Genomic DNA, 20462 nt, shown 5'->3' with positions numbered 1-20462 from the left:
TTTAGAATCTAAACAATGTATAGATTCAAGGGCACGCCGAAGTCAACCCCTTACGCTCATCCCATGCCGACCAAGGACCGCTACCACCACGGAGACCTCCGCGAAGAGCTGCTGCGCGCCTCGCTGCACCTCATCGAGACCGAGGGTTTGGCAGCGGTGAGCCTGCGCCGGGTCGCACGCGAAGCGGGCGTCAGCCCCGGCGCGCCGTACCACCACTTCAGCGACCGAGCCGCGCTACTGGCGGCGATTTCCACGCGCGGCTTCGAACAGCTTGGCGCGCAATTGATCTCAGCTCGCGAACAAGCCGACGGACCGCGCGACGCGATCATCCGCATGACCGTGGCGTACGTGGAATTCGCGCGGGCGTCCCCCGGGTACTTCCGGCTGATGTTCCGGCCCGAACTGCATCAGCCCGAGAAACATCCCGAGACCGAGGCCGCGGGCGATGCCGCCTACGCCGTCCTCGAGGGCATCATCGACGACGCCACCCGCACCGGCGGCCTGCCGCCCGAGGATGCCGAGACCTTGGCCCTGTCGCTGTGGAGCCTCGCACACGGCCTGGCATCGCTCACGGTGGACGGCAAACTCGAATTGCGTTCCGCCCAAATGGGAACCACCGCATCGGCCCTCGCCGATCGGGTCACCCGCATGTTCGCCGACCTCCTCGACAGCCGGTGGCCGCAGGCCGGAACGCCGAGGCCCTGAACCTCAGGCAGGCGCGTCCACCTGGAACTCGTCCGGATTCGGGCCGATGCGAGTGCCGTTGTCCAGGGCGCTGATTCGCGTCACCTGATCCTGGGTCAGCTCGAAATCGAAGACCTCGAAGTTCTCCGCGATGCGAGAGGCGGTGACCGACTTCGGGATTGCGACATTACCGAGCTGCATATGCCAGCGCAGGATCACCTGCGCGGGCGTGCGGCCCACCTCCTGCGCGACGGCGGCGATGGTCGCGTCCTCCAGCTCCGCGCCCCGGCCCAGCGGGCTCCACGCCTCGGTGATGATGCCGTGCTCGGCGTGGAAGGCGCGCAACTCGGTCTGCGCGAGATACGGGTGCAATTCGATCTGGTTCACGGTGGGGGTCTCACCGGTCTCCTCGATGACCCGCTCCAGATGTTCGCGGGTGAAATTCGAGACGCCGATGGAGGTGACCCGGCCCTGCGCCTTGAGCGCCTGCAGCGCCCGGAAGGTGTCCACGTACAAACCGGACTCGGCAATCGGCCAGTGAATCAAATAGAGGTCCAGAACATCCAGTTCCAGACGCTTCATGCTCTCGTCGAAGGCGCGCAGGGTCGAGTCATAGCCCTGATTGCGATTCCACAGCTTGGTGGTGATGAAGAGTTCATCGCGCGGCAGCCCCGAATCGGCGAGCGCGCGGCCCACCTCCGACTCGTTGCCGTAGATGGCCGCGGTATCGATACTCCGGTAGCCGACCTGCAGCGCGGTCGCCACGGTGTCGACGGTGTCACCCGATTCGACCTTGAACACACCGAAGCCGAGCTTGGGCATGACATGGCCGTCATTGAGGACGATCGAGGGGACTGCGCTGGTCTCGCTCCGGTAAGTCACCATTCCGACCGTAGAAGTGGTTCACCTGGGCGTCAACCACGCGCCCGCGCGTGTCAGGCCAGGATGGCGATATGTGAGCGGGCTAACTTCCAGCAGATATTCGATCAGTGCCAGATGACGCAGGACGGATCGTCGGTGGTGCTGAGCTGGCAGCGCGTGAACGAACCGGAATTGATGAGCAATTGCTCGATCAGGTACGACAGCGAATTGCCGCCGATCGAGGAGCCCGCACCGGAGGAACCGGCCGTGAGCAGATTGACCAGCAGGCCGGGGCTCGAACCGGTATTCGCCGAAAGCGTGCCGAGCGAACCGGGATTCGCCGAACCGGTATCGGCCGAGGCGGACGCGGCGCCGGTGGTCAACGCCGCGGCCGCGACCGCTCCGATCATGACGAGACGAGCAGTTCGGTACATGCAGAACCTCCGTGTTACCCACTCACGGAAGCAATTCCATTACACCGCAAGCACTTCCAACTGTCATCTCGAGACAATAGTAAAATTCGAGCATTTCAGTGAGCCCCCGAAACCGGTGTCCCGAAGATCATCGGCAGCGCTACTCGGGCAGCCCCAGCCTTCGATAGCGGAGCTGCCGGACCGCGCGGAGTTCAGCCAGCGGCTTGGCGGTCAGGTCCGCGACCTCCGCCGCGATGGCCGACACCATGCGCAGCGCGAAATCCACCGCTTCGTCCGCGGCATCGGGATATTCGGGGACGATGCGGTCAACGATCCCGTTGGACCGCAATTCCGTCGCCCGAATGCCCTGTCGCGCGGCCATTGTCGGGGCGTGCAGGGTATCGCGGTAGACGATCGCGCTCGCACCCTCCGGCGGCAGCGGGGCCAGCCAGCCATTGGCGGCGGCCAGCACGCGGTCGGCGGGCAGCAGCGCCAGCGCGCCGCCACCACTCCCCTGCCCCAGCAGCACCGAGACCGTCGGGGTGTCGAGGGTGACGAGATCGGCCAGACAGCGGGCTATTTCGGGAGCCAGGCCGCGCTCCTCGGCCTCGCGGGAGAGCGATGCGCCGATGGTGTCGATCACCAGCACCAGCGGCACATGCAATTCGGCGGCCAGATGCATGGCGCGGCGCGCCTCGCGCAGCGCCGCCGGACCCATGGTCTGGTCGGGTGACTGGCCCGCGCGGTCGTGGCCGAAGACGATGCATGGCTGACCGCGGAAGCGCGCCAGCGCGTGCACAACCGTCCGGTCGGATTCACCTTGTCCGGTGCCGGACAACGGAACTCGGTCGGTCGCATGCCGGAGCAGTTCGCGAATGCCCGGACGATCGGCACGCCGGGAGATCAGCACCGACTGCCACGCGGGCACATCATTCCCGACCTGCAGCGCCGGACCGCGCAGTTCGTGCCCGGCCTGCAGAATGCCCACGCCATTGTCGAAATCGCGGGTGTCACCGTCCATTTCGGTGAGCGGCTGCGGACCGTCGCACAGCACATTCAGGGCCCGATGCGCGATCCGGCGAAACACCGAGATCGGCACCACGCCGTCGATGACGCCGCTGTGGTACAGATTTTCTGCGGTCTGCACCCCCTCGGGGAAGCTGCGGCCGTAAAGTGCCTTGTAGACGCGCGGTCCGAGAAAACCGATCAGCGCGCCAGGTTCGGCGAATGTCATGTGCCCCAACGATCCCCACGAGGCGAAGACGCCACCCATGGTCGGATTGCGGAGATACACCAGATATGGATACCCGGCGGACCTGTGCACGGCGACAGCTCCGGCGATCTTCACCATCTGCACGAAAGCCACTGTGCCCTCCTGCATTCGGGTACCACCCGAAGTCGGCGAGGCCAGCAGCGGCAGACCCAGCTCGGTGGCGCGCTCCACCGCCGACACGATGCGCTCGGCCGCGGCAACCCCGACAGACCCTGCGAGAAAGGCGAATTCGCATGCGATCACGGCCACCGGCCGTCCGCGCAACATTCCGGCACCGGTCAGCACCGACTCATCGATGCCGGCCTTCATCGCCGCTACGTCCAACTCCGCCCGATACGCGGAAGAAGCCTGGACAGGGATCGGCGGTAGATCCCAGCTCTCGAAGGAACCGGGATCCAGCAACTCGCCGAGCAACTCTCGCGCCGAGGTCTTCACGCGCGCGAGCTTAACCGGACTCCGACATCGCTGCGGGCAACGCCGGAGGCCGCGTCGTCCTGCTAGTAGCCCTGCACGACCTTGCGCAGCGCGTACTCGGTGACAGCGACCAGCGCCTGCTTCACCGGTTCCCGGCGACGGGCATCCATCGACAGGATGGGGACATCGGCGGGCACCGCGAGCGCCTGACGAATGTCCTCCACCGGATACCTTGGCGCATCATCGAATTCATTGATCGCCACCAGGAAGGGTAGGTTCCGTGCCTCGAAATAATCGACGGCGGCGAAACTGTCCTCCAGGCGACGGGTATCGACCAGCACCACCGCGCCGATGGCGCCCTTGATGAGGTCGTCCCACATGAACCAGAAGCGGTACTGGCCGGGCGTGCCGAACAGGTAGAGCACCAGATCATCGGCCAGGCTGATACGGCCGAAATCCATGGCCACCGTGGTGGTGGCCTTCGACGGAACACCCGTGAGGGAGTCCACGCCCACACTGGCATTGGTCACCAGAGCTTCGGTGCGCAGCGGAACGATCTCCGAGACGGCACCTACCAGGGTCGTCTTACCCACACCGAACCCACCGGCGACCACGATCTTGGCCGACGTGGGCTTGCTGGTGCGCGTATCGACCTGTGTCGTCGAATCAAATACGCCGGAGTCCACTGAGAACCCTTTCGATCAGCTCGCGACGTTCATCGTCGCTGGAATCGTCTTTCAATGTCGCCGAAACCCGTACATGGCCGGCTTCGATCAGATCAGCGACCAGCACCCGGGCCACCCCGATCGGGATACCCAGGCGCGCGGCGACCTCGGCGACAGACGGCGATTCTCTGCACAACTCCACGATTGACGTCTCGATGTTGGTGAGTTCGAACTGCCGCTCGAGGGCGACCGGATGCGATGCGACGAGCGCCTCCAACGCCAATTCCACCTTCGGCCGGGTACGGCCGGCAGTCAGGGAATACGGGCGAACGAGGCTCGGCTCGGCGCTACCGATGCGTTCGTTGTCTATGTCCATCCCGCCATCAGGAACCCATCGTGACGCGAGGTGTGGCCTGGACTGTCTGGCCCACTCGCTCGACCAACAACGCCATTTCGTATCCAACCTGGCCGATGTCGCACGAGGTATTCGTGAGCACCGCGAGGTAGGAACCGTCGCCGACGGCCATCAGGAGCAGGTAACCGTGCTCCATCTCGACCACCGACTGCAGGACGGTGCCGCCCTCGAACAGATTGGACACGCCCACCGACAGGCTCGCGAGGCCCGCGGTCACGGCAGACAGCTGCTCGGCACGATCCACGGGCAGTTGCGCGCTCGCGGCCATCAGCAGACCATCCGCCGAAACCAGAACCGCGTGTGCGACGCCCGGAACCTCATTGGCGAAATTCGAAACCAGCCAATCCAGCTGACGCTTCGTACCACCTAGATCGGGGTTCATCGGTCTCCTTTATCTCCGGTTAGGTTCATTTCTTTCATCGCACGGCCATCCCGGACACCTTGCTGATGCCGACTCAGACTCGACCTGATGGATTCTGGGTCGCGATGGGCCGCCTTGTCAGCGTTTCCGTTGACACCGCCCGGCACAAGTCGGTTACCCGGATCACGTTGCGGCAGACCCGCGGCCGTACGGCGCTGCGGCTCGGACTCGTTTACCCGCTGCGCGGCCTGCCAACCCTCATCACCCGGTGATTCGAAGGACGAGGCCACATGGGATCGCTCCGCGCTCGGATCCGACAACCACGCCGACATCATCTCAGCGAAGATCGGCGTACCCATGGAGGCCTGATCCTCACCCGTCGCGGGCTGCAACCGGGTCTGGAAGAACGAGGCCGCCTTCTGCGGATTCGAACGGAAACTGTGCCGGCCGCGGTCCTTCGGATCACCCGAATCACCCTGCGGCAGACCCAGACCCGGCAGCGGAGCCGGCCGCTGCGGCAGACCCGCACCCGGATCCCGCTGCGGCAGACCACTGGCGCCGCGCTGCGGCAAACCGGGCGCACCCGCATCGGTGCCACCGCGCTGCGGCAAGCCGCCGTCGCGCTGCGGCAAACCACTACCGGCCGGATCCGCACCACGCTGGGGCAGACCACCCGGACGCTGCGGCTGACCGCCGAACGCGGCTTCCTGCTGCGGTGCGCCAGGCGCGCCATTGCCACCGGGCGCACGACGCGGCAGGCCACCGGCCTGATCGCCACCACGCTGCGCCGCTCCACCACCCAGCGCTTGACCCGAATCACGCTGCGGCAGACCGTTGGAGCCGGTATCCGAGCCACCGCGCTGCGGCAAACCACCCGCGGCATCGGCACCACCGCGCTGCGGCAGGCCGTGCCTGCCCGTATCGCGCTGCGGCAGACCACCGGACTGATCCCGCTGCGGCAGACCATTGCCGCCGTCTCGCTGCGGGAGACCACCGGCGGACGGATCACGCTGAGTCAGGCCGCCCGAGAGGGAATCCTGGCCACCGCGCTGCGGCGGCTGTTGACGACCCTGCGGGCCGCCATCCGCTCCGCTTCCGCGCTGCGGCAAGCCACCCGAGAGAGCATCGGAATCACCGCGCTGCGGCAGACCACCGGACAGGGCATCCGAACCACCGCGCTGCGGCAAGCCACCCGACAGGGCATCCGAACCGCCACGCTGCGGGAGACCACCCGACAGGGCGTCGGAGCCACCGCGCTGCGGCAGACCACCGGAGGCATCAGCACCACCGCGCTGCGGCGGCTGCGGACGGTTCCCCGCACCCGAATCACGTTGCGGGAGACCACCCGCGGCGTCACCACGCTGCGGCAGACCACCGGCGGCGGCATCCGCGCCACCGCGCTGCGGCGGCTGCGGACGGTTGGTCGGACCCGAATCACGTTGCGGGAGACCACCTGCGGCCTCACCGCGCTGCGGCAAACCATCACGCGCGGGCGCGCCATTGGCACCCGGCTCACGGGTGGGCAGTCCGCCCTGGGCGGAACGCTGCGGCGGCAGGCCGACACTGGGCTCACGACCCGGTGCGCCATTGGTGCCCGGCTGGCGCTGCGGCAGACCGCCGGACGCCGAACCGTTCGCTTGATCAGCGCCACCGCGCTGCGGAAGCCCGGTCGCCGGATCACGCGGAGCCAGACCATCCCGCTGCGGCGGTACCGGACCGCGCTGCGTCAGACCCGAGTCACCCGATCCACCGAGACCATTGGAGCCACCGAGGCCGACACCCTTACCCGGACCGCCGGGACCACCCGGACCGCCGGAGTTGCCGAGACCACCCGGTGCACCCGGACCACCCGGCGCACCGGGGCCACCCGGACGCTGGGGCAGTCCACCGGGACCACCCGGACCACCTTGGCGGCGAAGCATATTGGCGGCGAGACCGCCGCCGGGCCGGGCCGGGCCATCGCCCGGCGGGCGCTGCGGCAGATTCGCGGCAGGCTGCGCACCCGGCGCGGCCGGACCATTCGCACCCGGATCGCGCTGGGGTAGCCCACCGGGTCTGTCCACCGACGGGGTGGCCACGGTGTGCTTCACGGTCGGACCGTTCACGCCCGGCTGACGCTGCGGCAGACCGCCGCCGAGACCGCCACCGGCAAGTCCGCCACCGCCGAGACCGCCACCGCTACCGGGCAGACCACCCGGCACGTTGGTACCCGGCGAACGCTGCGGCAGACCCGTCGAGGCACCGCCCGAGGCGGCCGCCGGAGCCGGTGCTCCGGGCGCTCCCGGCGCACCGGCCGGAATCGGCCCGCTCACACCGGGATCCACCGTGACCATGACATTGCCGGTCGCGGTGCGGGTGACCGCACGCATCTGCATGGAGGACGGCGCGCCCTGCTGATTCCCCGCACCCTGCGCGGCCGGGGCCGGCTGCTGCGGATTACCCTGCGGCGGCACCGAAATGGCACCGCCCGCCGCCACGATGAGCGGCTTGGGCACGTGCACCGTCACGGTGACGCCGGGATCGCGGGCGGTATCGAAGGTCGGGCGCAGTCGCACGCTCAGGCCGTGGCGCTCGGCCAGGCGGCCGACCACGAACAGACCCATATGCCGCGCGGTATCCGGACCCACCTCGGCGGTGGATTCCAAACGCCGGTTGATCTCGGCCATTTCAGCCGGGGGCATACCGATACCGCGGTCCGCGACCTCGATGAGCAAACCCTGATCGTGCGCCTGCGCGAAGGTGAACTTCACGTCCGTCTCCGGCGGCGAGGCGCGCAGCGCGTTATCGAGCAACTCGGCGAACAGGTGCGCCATATCGGAGGCGGCCGGTTCGGTGAGCGCACCACGCGGGGTCGCGCCCAGCTTGACGCGTTCGTAGTCCTCCACCTCGGAGATGGCGGCACGCAGCACGTCCGCGATCTCGACGGGCGCGGACTTGGTGCGGCGCTGTTTGGTGCCGGCCAGAATCAGCAGGTTGTCACCGTTACGACGCATACGCGCCGCGAGATGGTCCAGGCGGAAGAGGTTTTCGAGCAGGCGCGGGTCCTTCTCGTCGTACTCCATCGCCTCGATGAGCGAGAGCTGATGGTCGACAAGGGACTTCGAGCGCCGCGCCAGGGTCTCGAACATATCGTTGACCTGGGTACGCATGGAGGCCTGATCGGCGGCCAGACGCAGCGCCTGCCCGTGGATATCGTCGACGGCGCGAGCCAGCTGACCGATTTCCTCATCGGTGTGCACCGGCATGGGCTCCAGCGGCACGTCTTCCGGATCGGCGCCGTCACGCAGCTGCGAGACCTCCTGCGCCAAGTCGTATTCGGCGACGCGGAGCGCGGCCAGGCGCAGACGGCGCAGCGGCACGATCATCGCGCGCGCGATCAACACGGCCAGCGCGAGCGCGCCGAGAATGGTGGCGATGACGATCACGGTGTAGCGGATGGCGTCGCCGCGCGCATTGGACGCGAGCACGTCGACTCGGGACACGATGTCCTTGGTCGAATTGGTGCCGATGGTCTGATAGTTCTCGACGCTGGAGACCAGCGAATCCTTCAGATCCGAGACCGGCAGCTGACCGGCCTGCGCCTGCGGGCTGGTGACCAGCTGCAGACGGGTGTCCACCAGGCGTTGTAGCTCCGCGATGATCGGATCGCCGTCGGCGAACCGATGCGCCATGACCGCGAGCAGCTGCCGCTCGGTGCTGATACCGATCTGGATATCGCGCAATCCGTCCTTCGGATTGCTGCGCAGCGCGTCCGCGAAACCGGCGACCTCGCCGACCAGCACGGCACGGGTGTTCAGCGAGTCGACCAATCGTAGTTTGGATTGATCGACGTTCTTATCGGCGATGGTGGAGACGATGCTCTCCACGGTCCGGACGCTGTTACCGCGAATCCGCTCGATGGTGTTGATGCCCTCGGCGGTGGTCTTGAGCGGCGCCAGTCCATTGGCGCGAACCGCTTTGGAAGCGGTGATCATGTCATCGAGCGCGGCACGCGCACTCGGGAGATCGGACAGCGATGAGACCGCGCGCTCGGCGAACTGAATAGCGGTATCCAGGCTCGCCAATTCGGGTTCGGTGGTGATCGACTGGTTCGGGCCGAGCTGGACCATCTGACCACCGACCACCGAAGCGGCCGTGGCACTCAAACCGGTGATCGCCGGAATAACGGCGACATGGTCGACCGCGTTCCCCTGCCTGCTGGACTCCGCGAACTCTGCCGAGATCCTCGACGCACCCAGCACGACGGCGACCAACAGCGGGACGGCGAGCACCGCCGTCACCTTCCATCGCAGGTCCCAGTTGCTCAGCGCCCAGCGCTTATTGCTGCCGGACCTTGCGGCGTCACGCATCTCCCACTCACTTTCCAAACTGGCCCAAGCCACGCGCCATCAGCGAGCCTCCGCGATCGCACGCTGGGCTCGACAGACGGAGCTGGCCGAGAACTGCGGCTGGCCGAGAAATTGCGTCCAAGACGGCCGAAATATGTGACATGCGATTCTAACGGATCAATAACTTCTTGTGTGACCTCTTGGCAACCACCAGTCTCTGACCAGCCGTTTGCAGGCATTATCAAAGGTCGCGGCGTCCGCCCGGACGTCGCGTGAAGTCTGCCACAATCAGGCTGATCTATCGAGGCGGGCATCCATGCCCTTCACATGCGTGCTGCGGAGCTAGGGAGTCACGGGGTTGAACGCGAAGCAGGAGTACCGACCGGCGTATCAATTGAGCCTGGTCGATCCCTCGGAGTTCTGGCGCACCGCGGCCGAATCCATCAGCTGGGATGTTCCGCCCACCCAGATCCTCGACTCGAATGCGCGCCCGACCGCGCGCTGGTTCCCGGACGCTCGCCTCAACACCTCCTACAACGCACTTGATCGTCATGTGCGCGAGATCACACCCTCGGAGGGCGGTTCCGGCGGTCAAGAGGGGGGTCGCGCCGATCAGCCCGCCCTAATATACGACTCCGCTATGACCGGCACCAGGCGTGTTTACACATACGCACAGCTGCTGGACGAAGTCGCCCGATTTGCCGGATCCATGGTGCGACTCGGTGTGAAAACCGGCGATCGAGTCGTCATATATATGCCGATGATTCCGGAATCCGTTATCGCGATGCTCGCCTGTGCTCGCATCGGTGCGGTGCATTCGGTGGTTTTCGGCGGCTTCGCGGCGCACGAATTGGCCGCTCGCATCGATGACGCGGAACCTGTGCTGATCATCACAGCCTCCGGTGGGCTCGAACCCGGCCGCCGTATCGAATACCCGCCGATCGTGTTGCAGGCGTTGGATATCGCCGAGACCACCGCACCGCGCAATGTGCTGGTCAAAGCGCGGGACGGCTTTCCCGAACTGCGCTTCTCCGCGGCACAGGCCGCCACCGAATATCTGCCTGATTCGTCACAGACCGTGGCCGCGCGCTGGCTGGACTGGGATGAGGCGATCCGCGACGCCGAACCGGCCGCACCGGTTTCGCTGGCCGCGACCGATCCGCTGTACATCCTCTACACCTCCGGCACCACCGGAAAGCCCAAGGGCGTGGTCCGCGACAACGGCGGGCACGCGGTGTCGATGGCCTGGTCGATGCGCAATATCTACGACGTCAATGCCGGGCAGACCATGCTCACGACCTCCGATATCGGCTGGGTCGTGGGGCATTCGTACATCGTGTACGCGCCGCTGCTGGTCGGGGCGACCACCATCCTTTACGAGGGCAAGCCGATCGGGACACCGGACGCGGGCACGTTCTGGCGGCTCATCGAGGACTACAAGGTCGATGTGATGTTCACCGCGCCAACCGCGTTGCGCGCCATCCGCCGCGCCGATCCCGAAGCGGCGCTGGCCAAGCGGCATGACATGTCCACCCTGCGCGCGCTGTTCTGCGCCGGTGAGCGGCTGGATCCGGCCACCTATGAATGGTCGGTCGACACCCTGCTCGCCGATCGGCCGGACTGCCCGGTGGTGGATCACTGGTGGCAGACCGAGACGGGCTGGCCCATTTGCGCCAATCCGCTTGGACTGCAACAGCTTCCGATCAAGGCCGGATCGGCCTCGGTTCCCGTGCCCGGTTATCGGCTGCGAGTACTGGATTCGGAGGGCAACGCCGTACCGCCGAATACCGAGGGCAATATCGTCATCGGGCTGCCGCTGCCGCCCGGCACGCTGACCACGCTGTGGCGTGATGACGCGCGCTTCGAGCGCTCCTATCTCTCCGCCTATCCCGGGCACTATCTGACCGGCGACTCCGGCTTCTTCGACGAGGACGGCTATCTGTTCGTGCTCGGCCGCAGCGACGATGTGATCAATATGGCCGGACATCGCCTGTCCGCGGGCGGCATCGAGGCCGCCATCGCCGGACATCCGCTGGTCGCCGAGACCGCGGTGGTCGGGGTGCCGGATGAGCTGAAGGGCCAGCGGCCCATCGGATACGTGGTGCTCAAGGCCGGTGTCGATATCGCGCCCGAGGAGTTGCGCGCCCAGGTCATCGAGCGGGTGCGGGATCGGGTCGGCGCCATCGCCACGCTGTACGACGTGGTCGCGGTGACCTCGCTGCCCAAGACCCGATCGGGAAAGATCCTGCGCCGCACCATGCGCCAGATCGCGGCGGGCGAGACCTTCGAGGTGCCGCCCACCATCGAGGACGCGGGCATGCTGCCCACCCTGGAGAAGCAGATCCGCGATGCGGTGACGCTGATGGAGGATAAGGAGCGCATCGCGGCCGCCGATGCCGCGACCGCGGCCACCACCCCGTTCCGGCGCATCGACCCCAATGCCGCCGCGCCGAGCGGAGATACCGCGCCCTCCGCCTGAATCACGCGCTGACCGGGGCGAATTCGGGCACCCACACGGTTTTCTCAGAGATCGTTCACGGGACTCCCATGGCGGTGGCCTAGCGTCGGGCGGGCACGGGTCGCAGGACCCGTGTACCGCTGAGAAAGGCCGATACATGAGTTTCGTCCGTAACCACCGGACCGCCGCAGTCTTCGGCGCCGGTGCGCTCGCCACCGTCGCGATCGCACTGGCCCCCGCCACCGCCTCCGCGAGCCCGCTGGATCTGGCCGCGCCGCTGCTGAATTCGACCTGCACCTTCGCCCAGGTCGACGCCGCACTGCACGACAAGGCCCCCGCCCTGGCCTCGCTGCTGGACCAGAACCCATCGCAGAAGGCCGAATTGAAGGCCAAGTTCGATCAGTCGCCCGCGCAGCGCCAGGCCGAATTCGACGCCTACGTGCGCGATAACCCGGACGCCGCGAACTCCGCCGCGAACGATCCGCGCGCCTCCGGTATGGCCGCCACCATCCAGACCGTCGCCGACACCTGCCACAACTACTGAGGCAGAGACTGCGACAATGGAACCCGTGGGCGAACGCGGCGAGTTACCTACTGTCCTGGTCGTCGATGACGACGAGGATGTTCTTGTCTCGGTCGAACGCGGGCTCCGGCTCTCGGGCTTCCGGGTGGTCATCGCCCGGGACGGCGCGCAGGCGCTGCGCGCGGTCAACGAGACCGCACCCGATGCCATCGTGCTCGATATGAATATGCCCATCCTGGACGGCGCGGGCGTGGTCACCGCCCTGCGCGCCATGGGCAACGAGGTGCCGATCTGCGTGCTGTCCGCGCGCAGTTCGGTCAACGACCGCATCGCCGGACTGGAATCCGGGGCGGACGACTACCTGGTGAAACCGTTCGTGCTGGCCGAACTGGTGGCGCGGATCAAGGCGCTGCTGCGGCGGCGCAGTGATGTGCCGCCGTCCTCGGTGCCGGGCGGAATCACGGTGGGGCCCTTGGAAGTCGACGTCGCCGGATATCGCGCACTGCTGCACGGCGACGAAATCGAGCTCACCAAAAGGGAATTCGAATTGCTGTCCACACTGGCGCGCAGCGCCGGGGTGGTATTGAGCCGGGAACGACTGCTGGAACTGGTGTGGGGCTACGACTTCGCCGCCGACACCAATGTGGTGGACGTCTTCGTCGGCTATCTGCGCCGCAAACTCGAGACCGACGGCACACCCCGGCTGCTGCACACCATTCGCGGCGTCGGATTCGTGCTGCGCGCGCCGAAATGACGCCGTGAACCGCCCGCGCAGTCCGCGACGCCGCTCGTATTCACTGCGGGCGCGCGTCGCCGCGGCGGCCGCTCTCGGCGCGACAATCATTGTGGCGGCGCTGAGTTGGTTCACCATGTACGCCATCGAGCGCAATAATCTCGCGCAGGCCGATCAGCAGCTGGCCGTCACCTCGCGGGTGGTGCTCATCGAACCGGTGCTCGCGGTGACCGTGCTCGGCGTGCTCGGACCCACCAACGATATGGCGCTGACCGTGCGCAATGCCGACGGGTCACTGGCCAGCACCTCGGTGCAGCTGCCCGCGCTACCGGTCGGGAATCACACCGTCACCGTGGACGGCAATACCTACCGGGTGCTCACCACCACCCAGAATCAACCCTCCGGACGTGTTGTCTCCCTTGGTATTCCGACCACCGAGAATGAGCGCACCACGGCCGCGCAGCGGCGCTGGGTGCTGTGGGCGGCGCTGCTGGCCGTGGCCGCGGCGGCCGGACTGGGCTGGCTGTTCGGCGGGCGCGCGGTGCGGCCGATCGCGAACCTGACCCGGCAACTGGACCGGCACGGTGAACCCGGCGGCCCGCTGCCCGTGGACGGGCACGGGGTGCGCGAATCGGAAATGCTCGCCGACGCGGTCAACACCATGCTGGAGCGCATCGACCGGGCACAGGCCGAAACCGCCGCCGCGCTGGAGACCGCCCGCGATTTCGCCGCCGTCTCCGCACACGAACTGCGCACCCCGCTCACCGCCATGCGCACCGATCTGGAAGTGCTGCGCACCCTGGACCTGGACGAGGCGCAGCGCGCGGAAATCCTCATCGACCTGCATCGCGGGCAGAACCGGGTGGAATCCACCCTCGCGGCGCTGGAACGGCTCGCCGCCGGGGACCTCACCAATGCCCGCGATCACGTGGCCACCGATGTGGCCGAACTCATCGATGCCGCCGCACACGATGCCAACCGGCACTTCCCGAATCTGAAGGTGCGCATCGACACCGATGCCGAACTCGTCACCCGCGGCCTGCCCACCGGGCTGCGCCTGGCCATCGACAATGCCCTGGCCAATTCCGCACGGCACGGCGGCGCGACCGAGGCGCTGGTCTCGGCGCATCGAGATCCGTTCGGGCACATAGTGATCAGCGTCGACGACAATGGGCACGGCATTCCCGCCGCCGAACGCGCCACCGTCTTCGAACGCTTCGCGCGCGGCAGTCAGGCCGCCAAGGGCGGATCCGGGCTGGGGCTGGCGCTGGTGGCACAGCAGGCGCAATTGCACGGTGGGCGAGCCTATTTCGACGATGGACTGCTCGGCGGCGTGCGACTGGTACTGGAATTGCCGGATACCCCAGTGTTTACCGAATTCTCAGAGAAACGCCAGAGCTGACGGCAATAGGTACCTCTACGGTCTTAATAGTGTTGGGAAAAAATCGCACTCGGCTGGCCCTGTTCGCTCTCCTACTGGTAGCCGCGGTCACCACCGGTGTGATCGCGTATCTGCGCATATCGCCCGCGCCCACCGGGGTGGCGCTCATCAACGGCGATACCGGGCCCACCGGGGCCAAAATCGCAAGGGCGTTGCAGGACAGCGGAACTCGCGAGTGGGATGTGGTCGATTCGGCGAGCACCGACGATTACGCGGTGATCATCACACTGCCCACCGAACTGTCCGCCGATATCGCCTCGCTCGGCACCGATAAACCGCAGCGGGCGCAGGTGACGGTGACGACCAATGATCGCGCCGACACGAATATCGTGAACGATGCGGTGAATGACGTGACAAAGAAAATCAGCGCGTCCGGACTCGACACCCTTTTCGCCTCGATGAACAGCGCGCGCGGGAAATTGCAGCAGGTCTCCATGACCAGCACGCTGCTGAGCGCGGGCGTACAGGCCGCCGCCGACGGCGCACAGCAGTTCGGCTCCGGGGCCGATGAGATGCTGGCCTTCCTGGATCAGGCGAAAGCCGGTGCGGGACAGATCACTTCGGCCATCACCGAGTTGAACACCACGGTCGGCGCGGCCACGAAGCAGGCGAATGATCTCGGCACGGCGCTGGATTCGACCGGGGTCACCGTCGGACAGGTGTCACAGGCGGCCGATCAGCTGAGTTCGGGCATCAATGCCATCGTGCCGCTGCTGCAGGGGCTGCCGTTCGCGGGCGATCCGCAGTTGGCGAGCATCATCACTCAGCTGCAGGGTTTGCAGGTCGTGGCGAACCAGGCCGGAGGCCAGCTCAACGGGGTGGGCGATCTGGTCGGCACCACCGTCACCCCCGAAACGCGGATCGGGCAGTTGCTGCACGATGGCGCGACCCGCCTGGGTGACGCGAGTGCGCAGTTGAATCAGGGCGGGCAGCTGGCCGCGAGCATTCCGGCGCTGGCGGATCAGGGCAAGACGCAGCTGGTCGCGGCGTTGAACGCGCTGACCTCGGGGGTGTCGCAATTGCAGGCGGTCACGACCACGCTGGGCAATCAGGCCACGCAGGCGTTGAACGCGCTGCCGCAGCGCGGGGTGCCGCAGCAGTCGGCGATCGCGTCGGCGCTCACCGATCCGGTGGAGATCGTCCGCAAATAATCTGCGCCAATAAAGCGTTGGCAAACAATCAGCAACAATCGGCGGTTCTTCCGGTTACACTCATGACCGAATTGTTCTAATCGATCAGTTTTTGACGCTCCTGCCCCACCCGCGCCACGGCTCCACCCCCAGCGCCCCGGTACCGGAGAGGAAACGATCGTGAGCATGCTGCTGGCCGCGCACGACATGTACGGCACAGTCCTCGCACAAATGGGCAATCCCACGGCCGAGACCCCGCCCATGGCCGACAAGATGATGAAGATGTTCCGCTACTTCACCTGGTTCACCCAGATGTCCGGCATCGCCGCCATCACCTACGGCGGCGGAAAGTTCGCCTGGGAGAAGTGGGGCGGCGGAGCGGGCTCCCCCAAAATGGTCGCCAACGCCATGCTCGGCGGTGCGACGGCCACCAGCGCCGGCACCATCATGAACACCATCGTCGGCTCCTGACAGCCACACCGAGGAGAGATTTCGGGGGCACACCCCGGAACCCCGAAGTGCGAAGATGCCCACACACACGAACGCCCGCCTCGCTTCCACGAGGCGGGCGTTCGCTTTCGACCGCGAAGCGCTTAGTTCAGCACGTCCAGCAGATCGATGATGAAGACCAGGGTCTTGCCCGAGAGGCGGTGTCCGGCTCCGGCGGGGCCGTAGGCCAGCTCCGGCGGGATGGTGAGCTGGCGGCGGCCGCCGACCTTCATACCCGGGATGCCTTCCTGCCAGCCCTGGATCAGGTTGCGCAGCGGGAACTTGATGGACTCGCCGCGGTTCCAGGAGGAATCGAACTCTTCGCCGTTGTCGAACTCGACGCCCACGTAGTGCACGTCGACGGTGGAGCCGGGCTCTGCCAGTGCGCCCGTGCCCTCGACGAGGTCCTTGATCACCAGCGTCGCGGGGGCGGGCCCGTCCTGGAACTCGATTTCCGGCTTGGTCATGGTTGTCCTCTTCGATAGGGGATCGGGATCGTCAATCACCTTATGCTGTGCCCCGGATCGACCTCGAGCTGTGCCCCGCAAGAGCCCGGAACGGCGTCGCGCGAGAATAGCCCCGTGGCCGAAGTGATCGATATCGACGACCCCGCCGACCCGCGCGTCGCCGACTTCCGCGACCTCAGCAATGCCGATCGGCGACCGGACCTGCCCGGCGGTAAAGGGCTGGTCATCGCCGAGGGCACCGTGGTGGTGGAACGCATGCTGGCCTCGCGGTTCACACCCTCCGGATTGCTGGGGGTGGCGCGCAAATACGAGGTGCTGGCCGAGCAGCTGGCCGGTATCGACGTGCCGTACTACCGGGCCACCGCCGAGGTGATGGCGGAGATCGTCGGATTCCATCTCAATCGCGGTGTGCTCGCCGCGGCACGACGGCCGCCCGAACTCACCGCGGAAGCGGTGCTGGCGCGGGCGCGTACGGTCGCGGTGCTGGAGGGCGTGAACGATCACGAGAACATCGGCTCGATCTTCCGGAACGCGGCGGGGCTGGGCGCGGACGCGGTGCTGTTCGGCGATCGCTGCTCCGATCCGCTGTACCGGCGGTCGGTGCGGGTCTCCATGGGGCATGTGCTGCGTATCCCCTTCGCACCGCTGCCCGAACTCCCCGATGGCCTGAATATCCTGCGCGACAAGGGTTTCCAGATCATCGCGCTCACCCCGGATCCGAAGGCGGACACCCTCGCGCACGCCATGACCGGCGACCGGGTGGCCCTGCTGCTCGGCGCGGAGGGCCCCGGCCTGACCGAGGACACCATGCGCGCCAGCGATATTCGCGCCCGCATCCCCATGACACCGGGCACCGATTCCCTTAATGTGGCGACCGCCGCCGCCATGGCCTTCTACGAAAGAGTGCGTGCCCAGTGAGTTCAGGACCGGCCCAGTGAGCTATCCGCCCGACGGCCCCTACGGCTACGGCTATTCCGAGCCGACCCCGTGGGCCAGCGGTATCGCCGTCATCGCCTTCGTGGCGCTGCTGACCGCGGCGGGGGTCTACTCCTTCGGATCCGCACTGGCGCAGATTCATCCGCTGCTCTCGGCGCTGGTGAATGTGGTCGCGGTGGGCGGTGTCACCCCGACGGCCTGGCGCTGGCGCTTCCAGCCGGTGACACGCTGGGTGATCGCGGGTCTGGGTGTGGGCGTGTTGCTGGCCTGGATCGCCCTGCTGGCGAGCTGAACTCACTGATCCGGCCGACTCGGCGTGCGTCCCAGCCGGTTTCGCGCGTCGAGCCGTGCGGTGCCCGCGGCGCTCAGGACACGCGGTCCCGGTCCTTGCCGCGCAGCCAGCCGAACAGCCCGCGCTTGCCATTGCGTTCGACGGCGACCGGTGCGGCGGGTTCATCCACAGCGGGGGCCTGACCCTTGGGGAAGAGCGAGAATCCGCAGACCTCGATCAGATCCGGGGTGAGCGCGTCCTCGGAGAATTTGCCGCGATAGCGGAAGCCGAGCCATTCCTGATTGGCGGCATCGGCGAAATCCGGTGGGTCGAACGGCAATAGCTGTGGGTCTGCCATTTCGCCGGGTTCCAATTCGATGGGGTGTTCGCCCGCCCAATACGGCCGCTCCCATACCCGGGGCATGCCCTCGTCCTCGAGGATGTTCACCCGGCTGGCGCTGAACGACCGCCGGAATTCCCCGCGCTCCCATTCCGCGAAAGCGCCCCAGCCCAGCGACAGGTCATAGGACACGAGATAGGTGTGCTCGGAGGCGAGCGGACGGACCAGCAGTTCGGGGAGTCTCGTCGGTCTGGGCAGTGCCGCCTGGGTGGAGCAGACCACGGTGACGCCGGGATAGCAGCCGATATAGATGGATTCGGGATCCGGCCCGGCCCACACCTTCATGGTGCCGGAGGCGGCGGGCACCACATCGCGATCCGGATTGAGCTGGCGGGCCAGCGCGAAGGCGGCGTCGGGATCGGGTCCCGGATGCGCGCGCAGTACGCCGACCGGATCGGAGGCGTCGACGTACCAGAGGGACGAGACAGTGGATGGCATTTCGCACCTCCCGAATTCCTTGCGAACCACTATTGGCAAACTATCCGCAACATTCGGTGGCCGCTCTCGGCGTCGGCGCGGACGGCCCCGGCCATCACCGCCACCACTATAAAATCTACCTGCCCGACCGTCGAAATGTCGCTGTTGTGCAAGGTCTCCCCCGGCGCGGCGAACTTGCCGCCGCCTGGGAACCTTCGGACAATTCAGGCAGTTTGCCAATGCAACGGCGCATTCCCGCCGCTATCGGCACCGATTCGGCAACCGGAAACGCGGAAAAGCGCCCGCGGCAATCGGGGCGCAACAATTTCAGCGCTGTAGCAAACTTTCAGCTTCGAATTCGGTCCCACGGCCGAAAAACCGCGGGACGCGCGTCAGTGACCGGAGCTGCGCACGCCCAGGAGTACGTCTTCCCAGGACGGCATGGGGGCTTTACCGCCACGCTTGGCCCGATTCTGCTTCGCCGCGGGCTTGGCGGCGGGCGGCGTCGCGGGCGCGGTGGTCGCCGCGGCGGCCGGAGCCGCCGTGGCCGGTTCCGCGACAGCGGGTTCCGCCACCGGAGCCGCCGCGGCCGGAGTCGCGGCGGGCGCCGACTGCGCCGGAGCGGGCTCGGCCTTCTCGGGCGCGGTCCGCTCGGGAGCGGCGGGCGCGGTTCGATCCGGCGCGGTCGCGGCGGTGCGTTCGGGCGCGGTGCGTTCGGGCGTGCGCTCCGGCGTCGAATGTGCCGGGGCGGCAGGCGGAGTCGTCACCGGGGGCGTCGGGGTGGCCACCGGGGCCGGAGCCGACGCGGCGGCGGACGGTGCGGGCACGGTGCCGTCACCGACGGCGGCGCGCTGCTCGTAGTAGCCGTCCATGGACTGCTGGCTGGCGACCCGGGCGGGCGCGGACTCGTAGTCGGCGCGCTCCTCGCGCGGGACGGGCGCGGTGGTGCGCGGCGTGGACGCCGGGGCCTCCACCATGACCGGTTCGTTCTGATCCGGCAGGATGGTGGCGAGACCGCGCAGGGCGCGGCCGAAGTCGGGATCGATCAGGTCCGAGGCCGGATCATCGAGCGGCACAACGGAACCGCCGTGCGCGTCGGGCTGGTAGCGCCAGTGCGCGGCGATCACCGAACGTCCGGCCTGCCACTGCAATTGCGCGACCCAGTACGCCTTTTCGTCTTTCCAGGCGTCCCATTCGGCGACGTCGATATTGTGGCCGCGCTCGGCGAAGGCGGCGGAGACGATCTCGATGAGGGTTTCGACGGCGGGACCATCGTTGCGGACCGGGTGCGCCTTCTGCGCGAGCTCGGCGGCCCGGGCGCGTTCCAGCAGAACGGGATACGCGAAACGCTCCACCCGGCTGGCGGGCATTCCGGACTCTTCGGTGACCTGCTCCACCGAAGCACCGGCACGGATTCGAGCCTGGATATCGCGAGGGCGCATCGTGGCTTCCGTTTCGATCTCGATTTGTCCGAACCGGGCAAGATCTCCGCGGGCAGCGGCACGCAGTTTGTCATCGGCGGGGAGCCGGTACTTCTGACCGCTCTCGGTATCGATGCACACGATGTGCGTGGAATCGGGCGTCAATCCGATTACTCGAAGTTCACGCACCGTTACCTCCTTGTCACTGCATCGAACACAGTGCTGCGTCTACACAGCTGTCAGGCTCGCTTCTCCGCCCACGTTCTGGAACAGTAGTGCACTTCTGTGATTCGTGGGGCAAGACACGCGGCGCGAAAATCTGTCGCCAGACTCTCGCGCCGCCTACTGTGTCTTAGTTTGCG

19 protein-coding genes are annotated in these 20462 nt (G+C 67.0%); 9 read left to right on the top strand and 10 right to left on the bottom strand.

What is annotated here, in order from left to right:
• Positions 1–63: 63 nt before the first annotated feature.
• Positions 64–705: a TetR/AcrR family transcriptional regulator gene (locus tag ACFC0O_RS28065; protein WP_375962811.1), complete on the top strand. Its 642-nt coding sequence runs from the start codon at positions 64–66 to the stop codon at positions 703–705.
• Positions 706–708: 3 nt separating this feature from the next.
• Here the strand turns inward: ACFC0O_RS28065 and ACFC0O_RS28060 are convergent, their stop codons facing one another.
• The 7 genes from ACFC0O_RS28060 to ACFC0O_RS28030 form a co-directional block, all read right to left on the bottom strand.
• Positions 709–1566 (bottom strand): aldo/keto reductase, encoded by an 858-nt coding sequence (locus ACFC0O_RS28060; RefSeq protein ID WP_375962808.1) that lies wholly within the window; start codon positions 1564–1566, stop codon positions 709–711.
• A gap of 104 nt (positions 1567–1670) precedes the next feature.
• The gene (locus ACFC0O_RS28055; RefSeq protein ID WP_375962805.1) at positions 1671–1979 is read right to left on the bottom strand and encodes a hypothetical protein; all 309 of its coding nucleotides are present in this window, start codon (positions 1977–1979) and stop codon (positions 1671–1673) included.
• A gap of 139 nt (positions 1980–2118) precedes the next feature.
• Positions 2119–3666: a carboxyl transferase domain-containing protein gene (locus ACFC0O_RS28050; protein ID WP_375962802.1), complete on the bottom strand. Its 1548-nt coding sequence runs from the start codon at positions 3664–3666 to the stop codon at positions 2119–2121.
• A gap of 62 nt (positions 3667–3728) precedes the next feature.
• Positions 3729–4331, bottom strand: a complete 603-nt coding sequence (locus ACFC0O_RS28045; protein WP_297623101.1) for an ATP/GTP-binding protein — start codon at positions 4329–4331, stop codon at positions 3729–3731.
• The gene (locus ACFC0O_RS28040; RefSeq protein WP_364641343.1) at positions 4312–4686 is read right to left on the bottom strand and encodes a DUF742 domain-containing protein; all 375 of its coding nucleotides are present in this window, start codon (positions 4684–4686) and stop codon (positions 4312–4314) included. The genes ACFC0O_RS28045 and ACFC0O_RS28040 overlap by 20 nt, the downstream gene beginning before the upstream one ends.
• 7 nt (positions 4687–4693) lie before the next feature.
• Entirely contained in the window at positions 4694–5107 is a 414-nt protein-coding gene (locus ACFC0O_RS28035) for a roadblock/LC7 domain-containing protein (RefSeq protein WP_029930951.1), read from the bottom strand.
• Positions 5104–9435, bottom strand: a complete 4332-nt coding sequence (locus ACFC0O_RS28030; protein ID WP_375962798.1) for an ATP-binding protein — start codon at positions 9433–9435, stop codon at positions 5104–5106. The genes ACFC0O_RS28035 and ACFC0O_RS28030 overlap by 4 nt, the downstream gene beginning before the upstream one ends.
• Before the next feature lie 337 nt (positions 9436–9772).
• On the opposite strand from ACFC0O_RS28030, the gene ACFC0O_RS28025 reads away from it, so the two are divergent.
• The 6 genes from ACFC0O_RS28025 (at position 9773) to ACFC0O_RS28000 (ending at position 16170) form a co-directional block, all read left to right on the top strand.
• The gene (locus ACFC0O_RS28025; protein WP_375962795.1) at positions 9773–11893 is read left to right on the top strand and encodes an AMP-binding protein; all 2121 of its coding nucleotides are present in this window, start codon (positions 9773–9775) and stop codon (positions 11891–11893) included.
• Between the two features lie 136 nt (positions 11894–12029).
• Positions 12030–12416 carry a hemophore-related protein gene (locus ACFC0O_RS28020; protein ID WP_375962793.1) on the top strand — a complete coding sequence of 129 codons (387 nt, stop codon included), beginning with the start codon at positions 12030–12032 and terminating at the stop codon, positions 12414–12416.
• Between the two features lie 16 nt (positions 12417–12432).
• A complete protein-coding gene (locus tag ACFC0O_RS28015) occupies positions 12433–13149 on the top strand; it encodes a response regulator transcription factor (RefSeq protein WP_364641355.1) in 717 nt (238 codons plus the stop codon).
• A 4-nt stretch (positions 13150–13153) separates the two neighbouring features.
• Positions 13154–14530 (top strand): HAMP domain-containing sensor histidine kinase, encoded by a 1377-nt coding sequence (locus ACFC0O_RS28010; RefSeq protein ID WP_364641358.1) that lies wholly within the window; start codon positions 13154–13156, stop codon positions 14528–14530.
• A gap of 29 nt (positions 14531–14559) precedes the next feature.
• On the top strand, positions 14560–15720 hold the full coding sequence (locus tag ACFC0O_RS28005) for a hypothetical protein (RefSeq protein ID WP_375962790.1): 1161 nt from the start codon (positions 14560–14562) through the stop codon (positions 15718–15720).
• Between the two features lie 165 nt (positions 15721–15885).
• On the top strand, positions 15886–16170 hold the full coding sequence (locus ACFC0O_RS28000) for a hypothetical protein (RefSeq protein WP_330185534.1): 285 nt from the start codon (positions 15886–15888) through the stop codon (positions 16168–16170).
• Positions 16171–16292: 122 nt separating this feature from the next.
• Here the strand turns inward: ACFC0O_RS28000 and ACFC0O_RS27995 are convergent, their stop codons facing one another.
• A complete protein-coding gene (locus tag ACFC0O_RS27995; protein ID WP_364641364.1) occupies positions 16293–16655 on the bottom strand; it encodes an FKBP-type peptidyl-prolyl cis-trans isomerase in 363 nt (120 codons plus the stop codon).
• A gap of 114 nt (positions 16656–16769) precedes the next feature.
• On the opposite strand from ACFC0O_RS27995, the gene ACFC0O_RS27990 reads away from it, so the two are divergent.
• The gene (locus ACFC0O_RS27990; RefSeq protein WP_364641367.1) at positions 16770–17573 is read left to right on the top strand and encodes an RNA methyltransferase; all 804 of its coding nucleotides are present in this window, start codon (positions 16770–16772) and stop codon (positions 17571–17573) included.
• Between the two features lie 16 nt (positions 17574–17589).
• Positions 17590–17883, top strand: a complete 294-nt coding sequence (locus ACFC0O_RS27985) for a DUF2537 domain-containing protein (RefSeq protein ID WP_364641371.1) — start codon at positions 17590–17592, stop codon at positions 17881–17883.
• 73 nt (positions 17884–17956) lie between these two features.
• Here the strand turns inward: ACFC0O_RS27985 and ACFC0O_RS27980 are convergent, their stop codons facing one another.
• Together ACFC0O_RS27980 and sepH are read right to left on the bottom strand one after the other, a co-directional pair.
• The gene (locus ACFC0O_RS27980; protein WP_375962786.1) at positions 17957–18700 is read right to left on the bottom strand and encodes a DUF6928 family protein; all 744 of its coding nucleotides are present in this window, start codon (positions 18698–18700) and stop codon (positions 17957–17959) included.
• Positions 18701–19071: 371 nt separating this feature from the next.
• Positions 19072–20289: a septation protein SepH gene (sepH, locus tag ACFC0O_RS27975; protein WP_375962784.1), complete on the bottom strand. Its 1218-nt coding sequence runs from the start codon at positions 20287–20289 to the stop codon at positions 19072–19074.
• Between the last annotated feature and the right edge of the window lie 173 nt (positions 20290–20462).

This window comes from Nocardia sp. NPDC056100 (assembly GCF_042266325.1).
Taxonomy (GTDB): Bacteria; Actinomycetota; Actinomycetes; order Mycobacteriales; family Mycobacteriaceae; genus Nocardia.
This window is presented reverse-complemented; position numbering and strand designations above follow the sequence as displayed.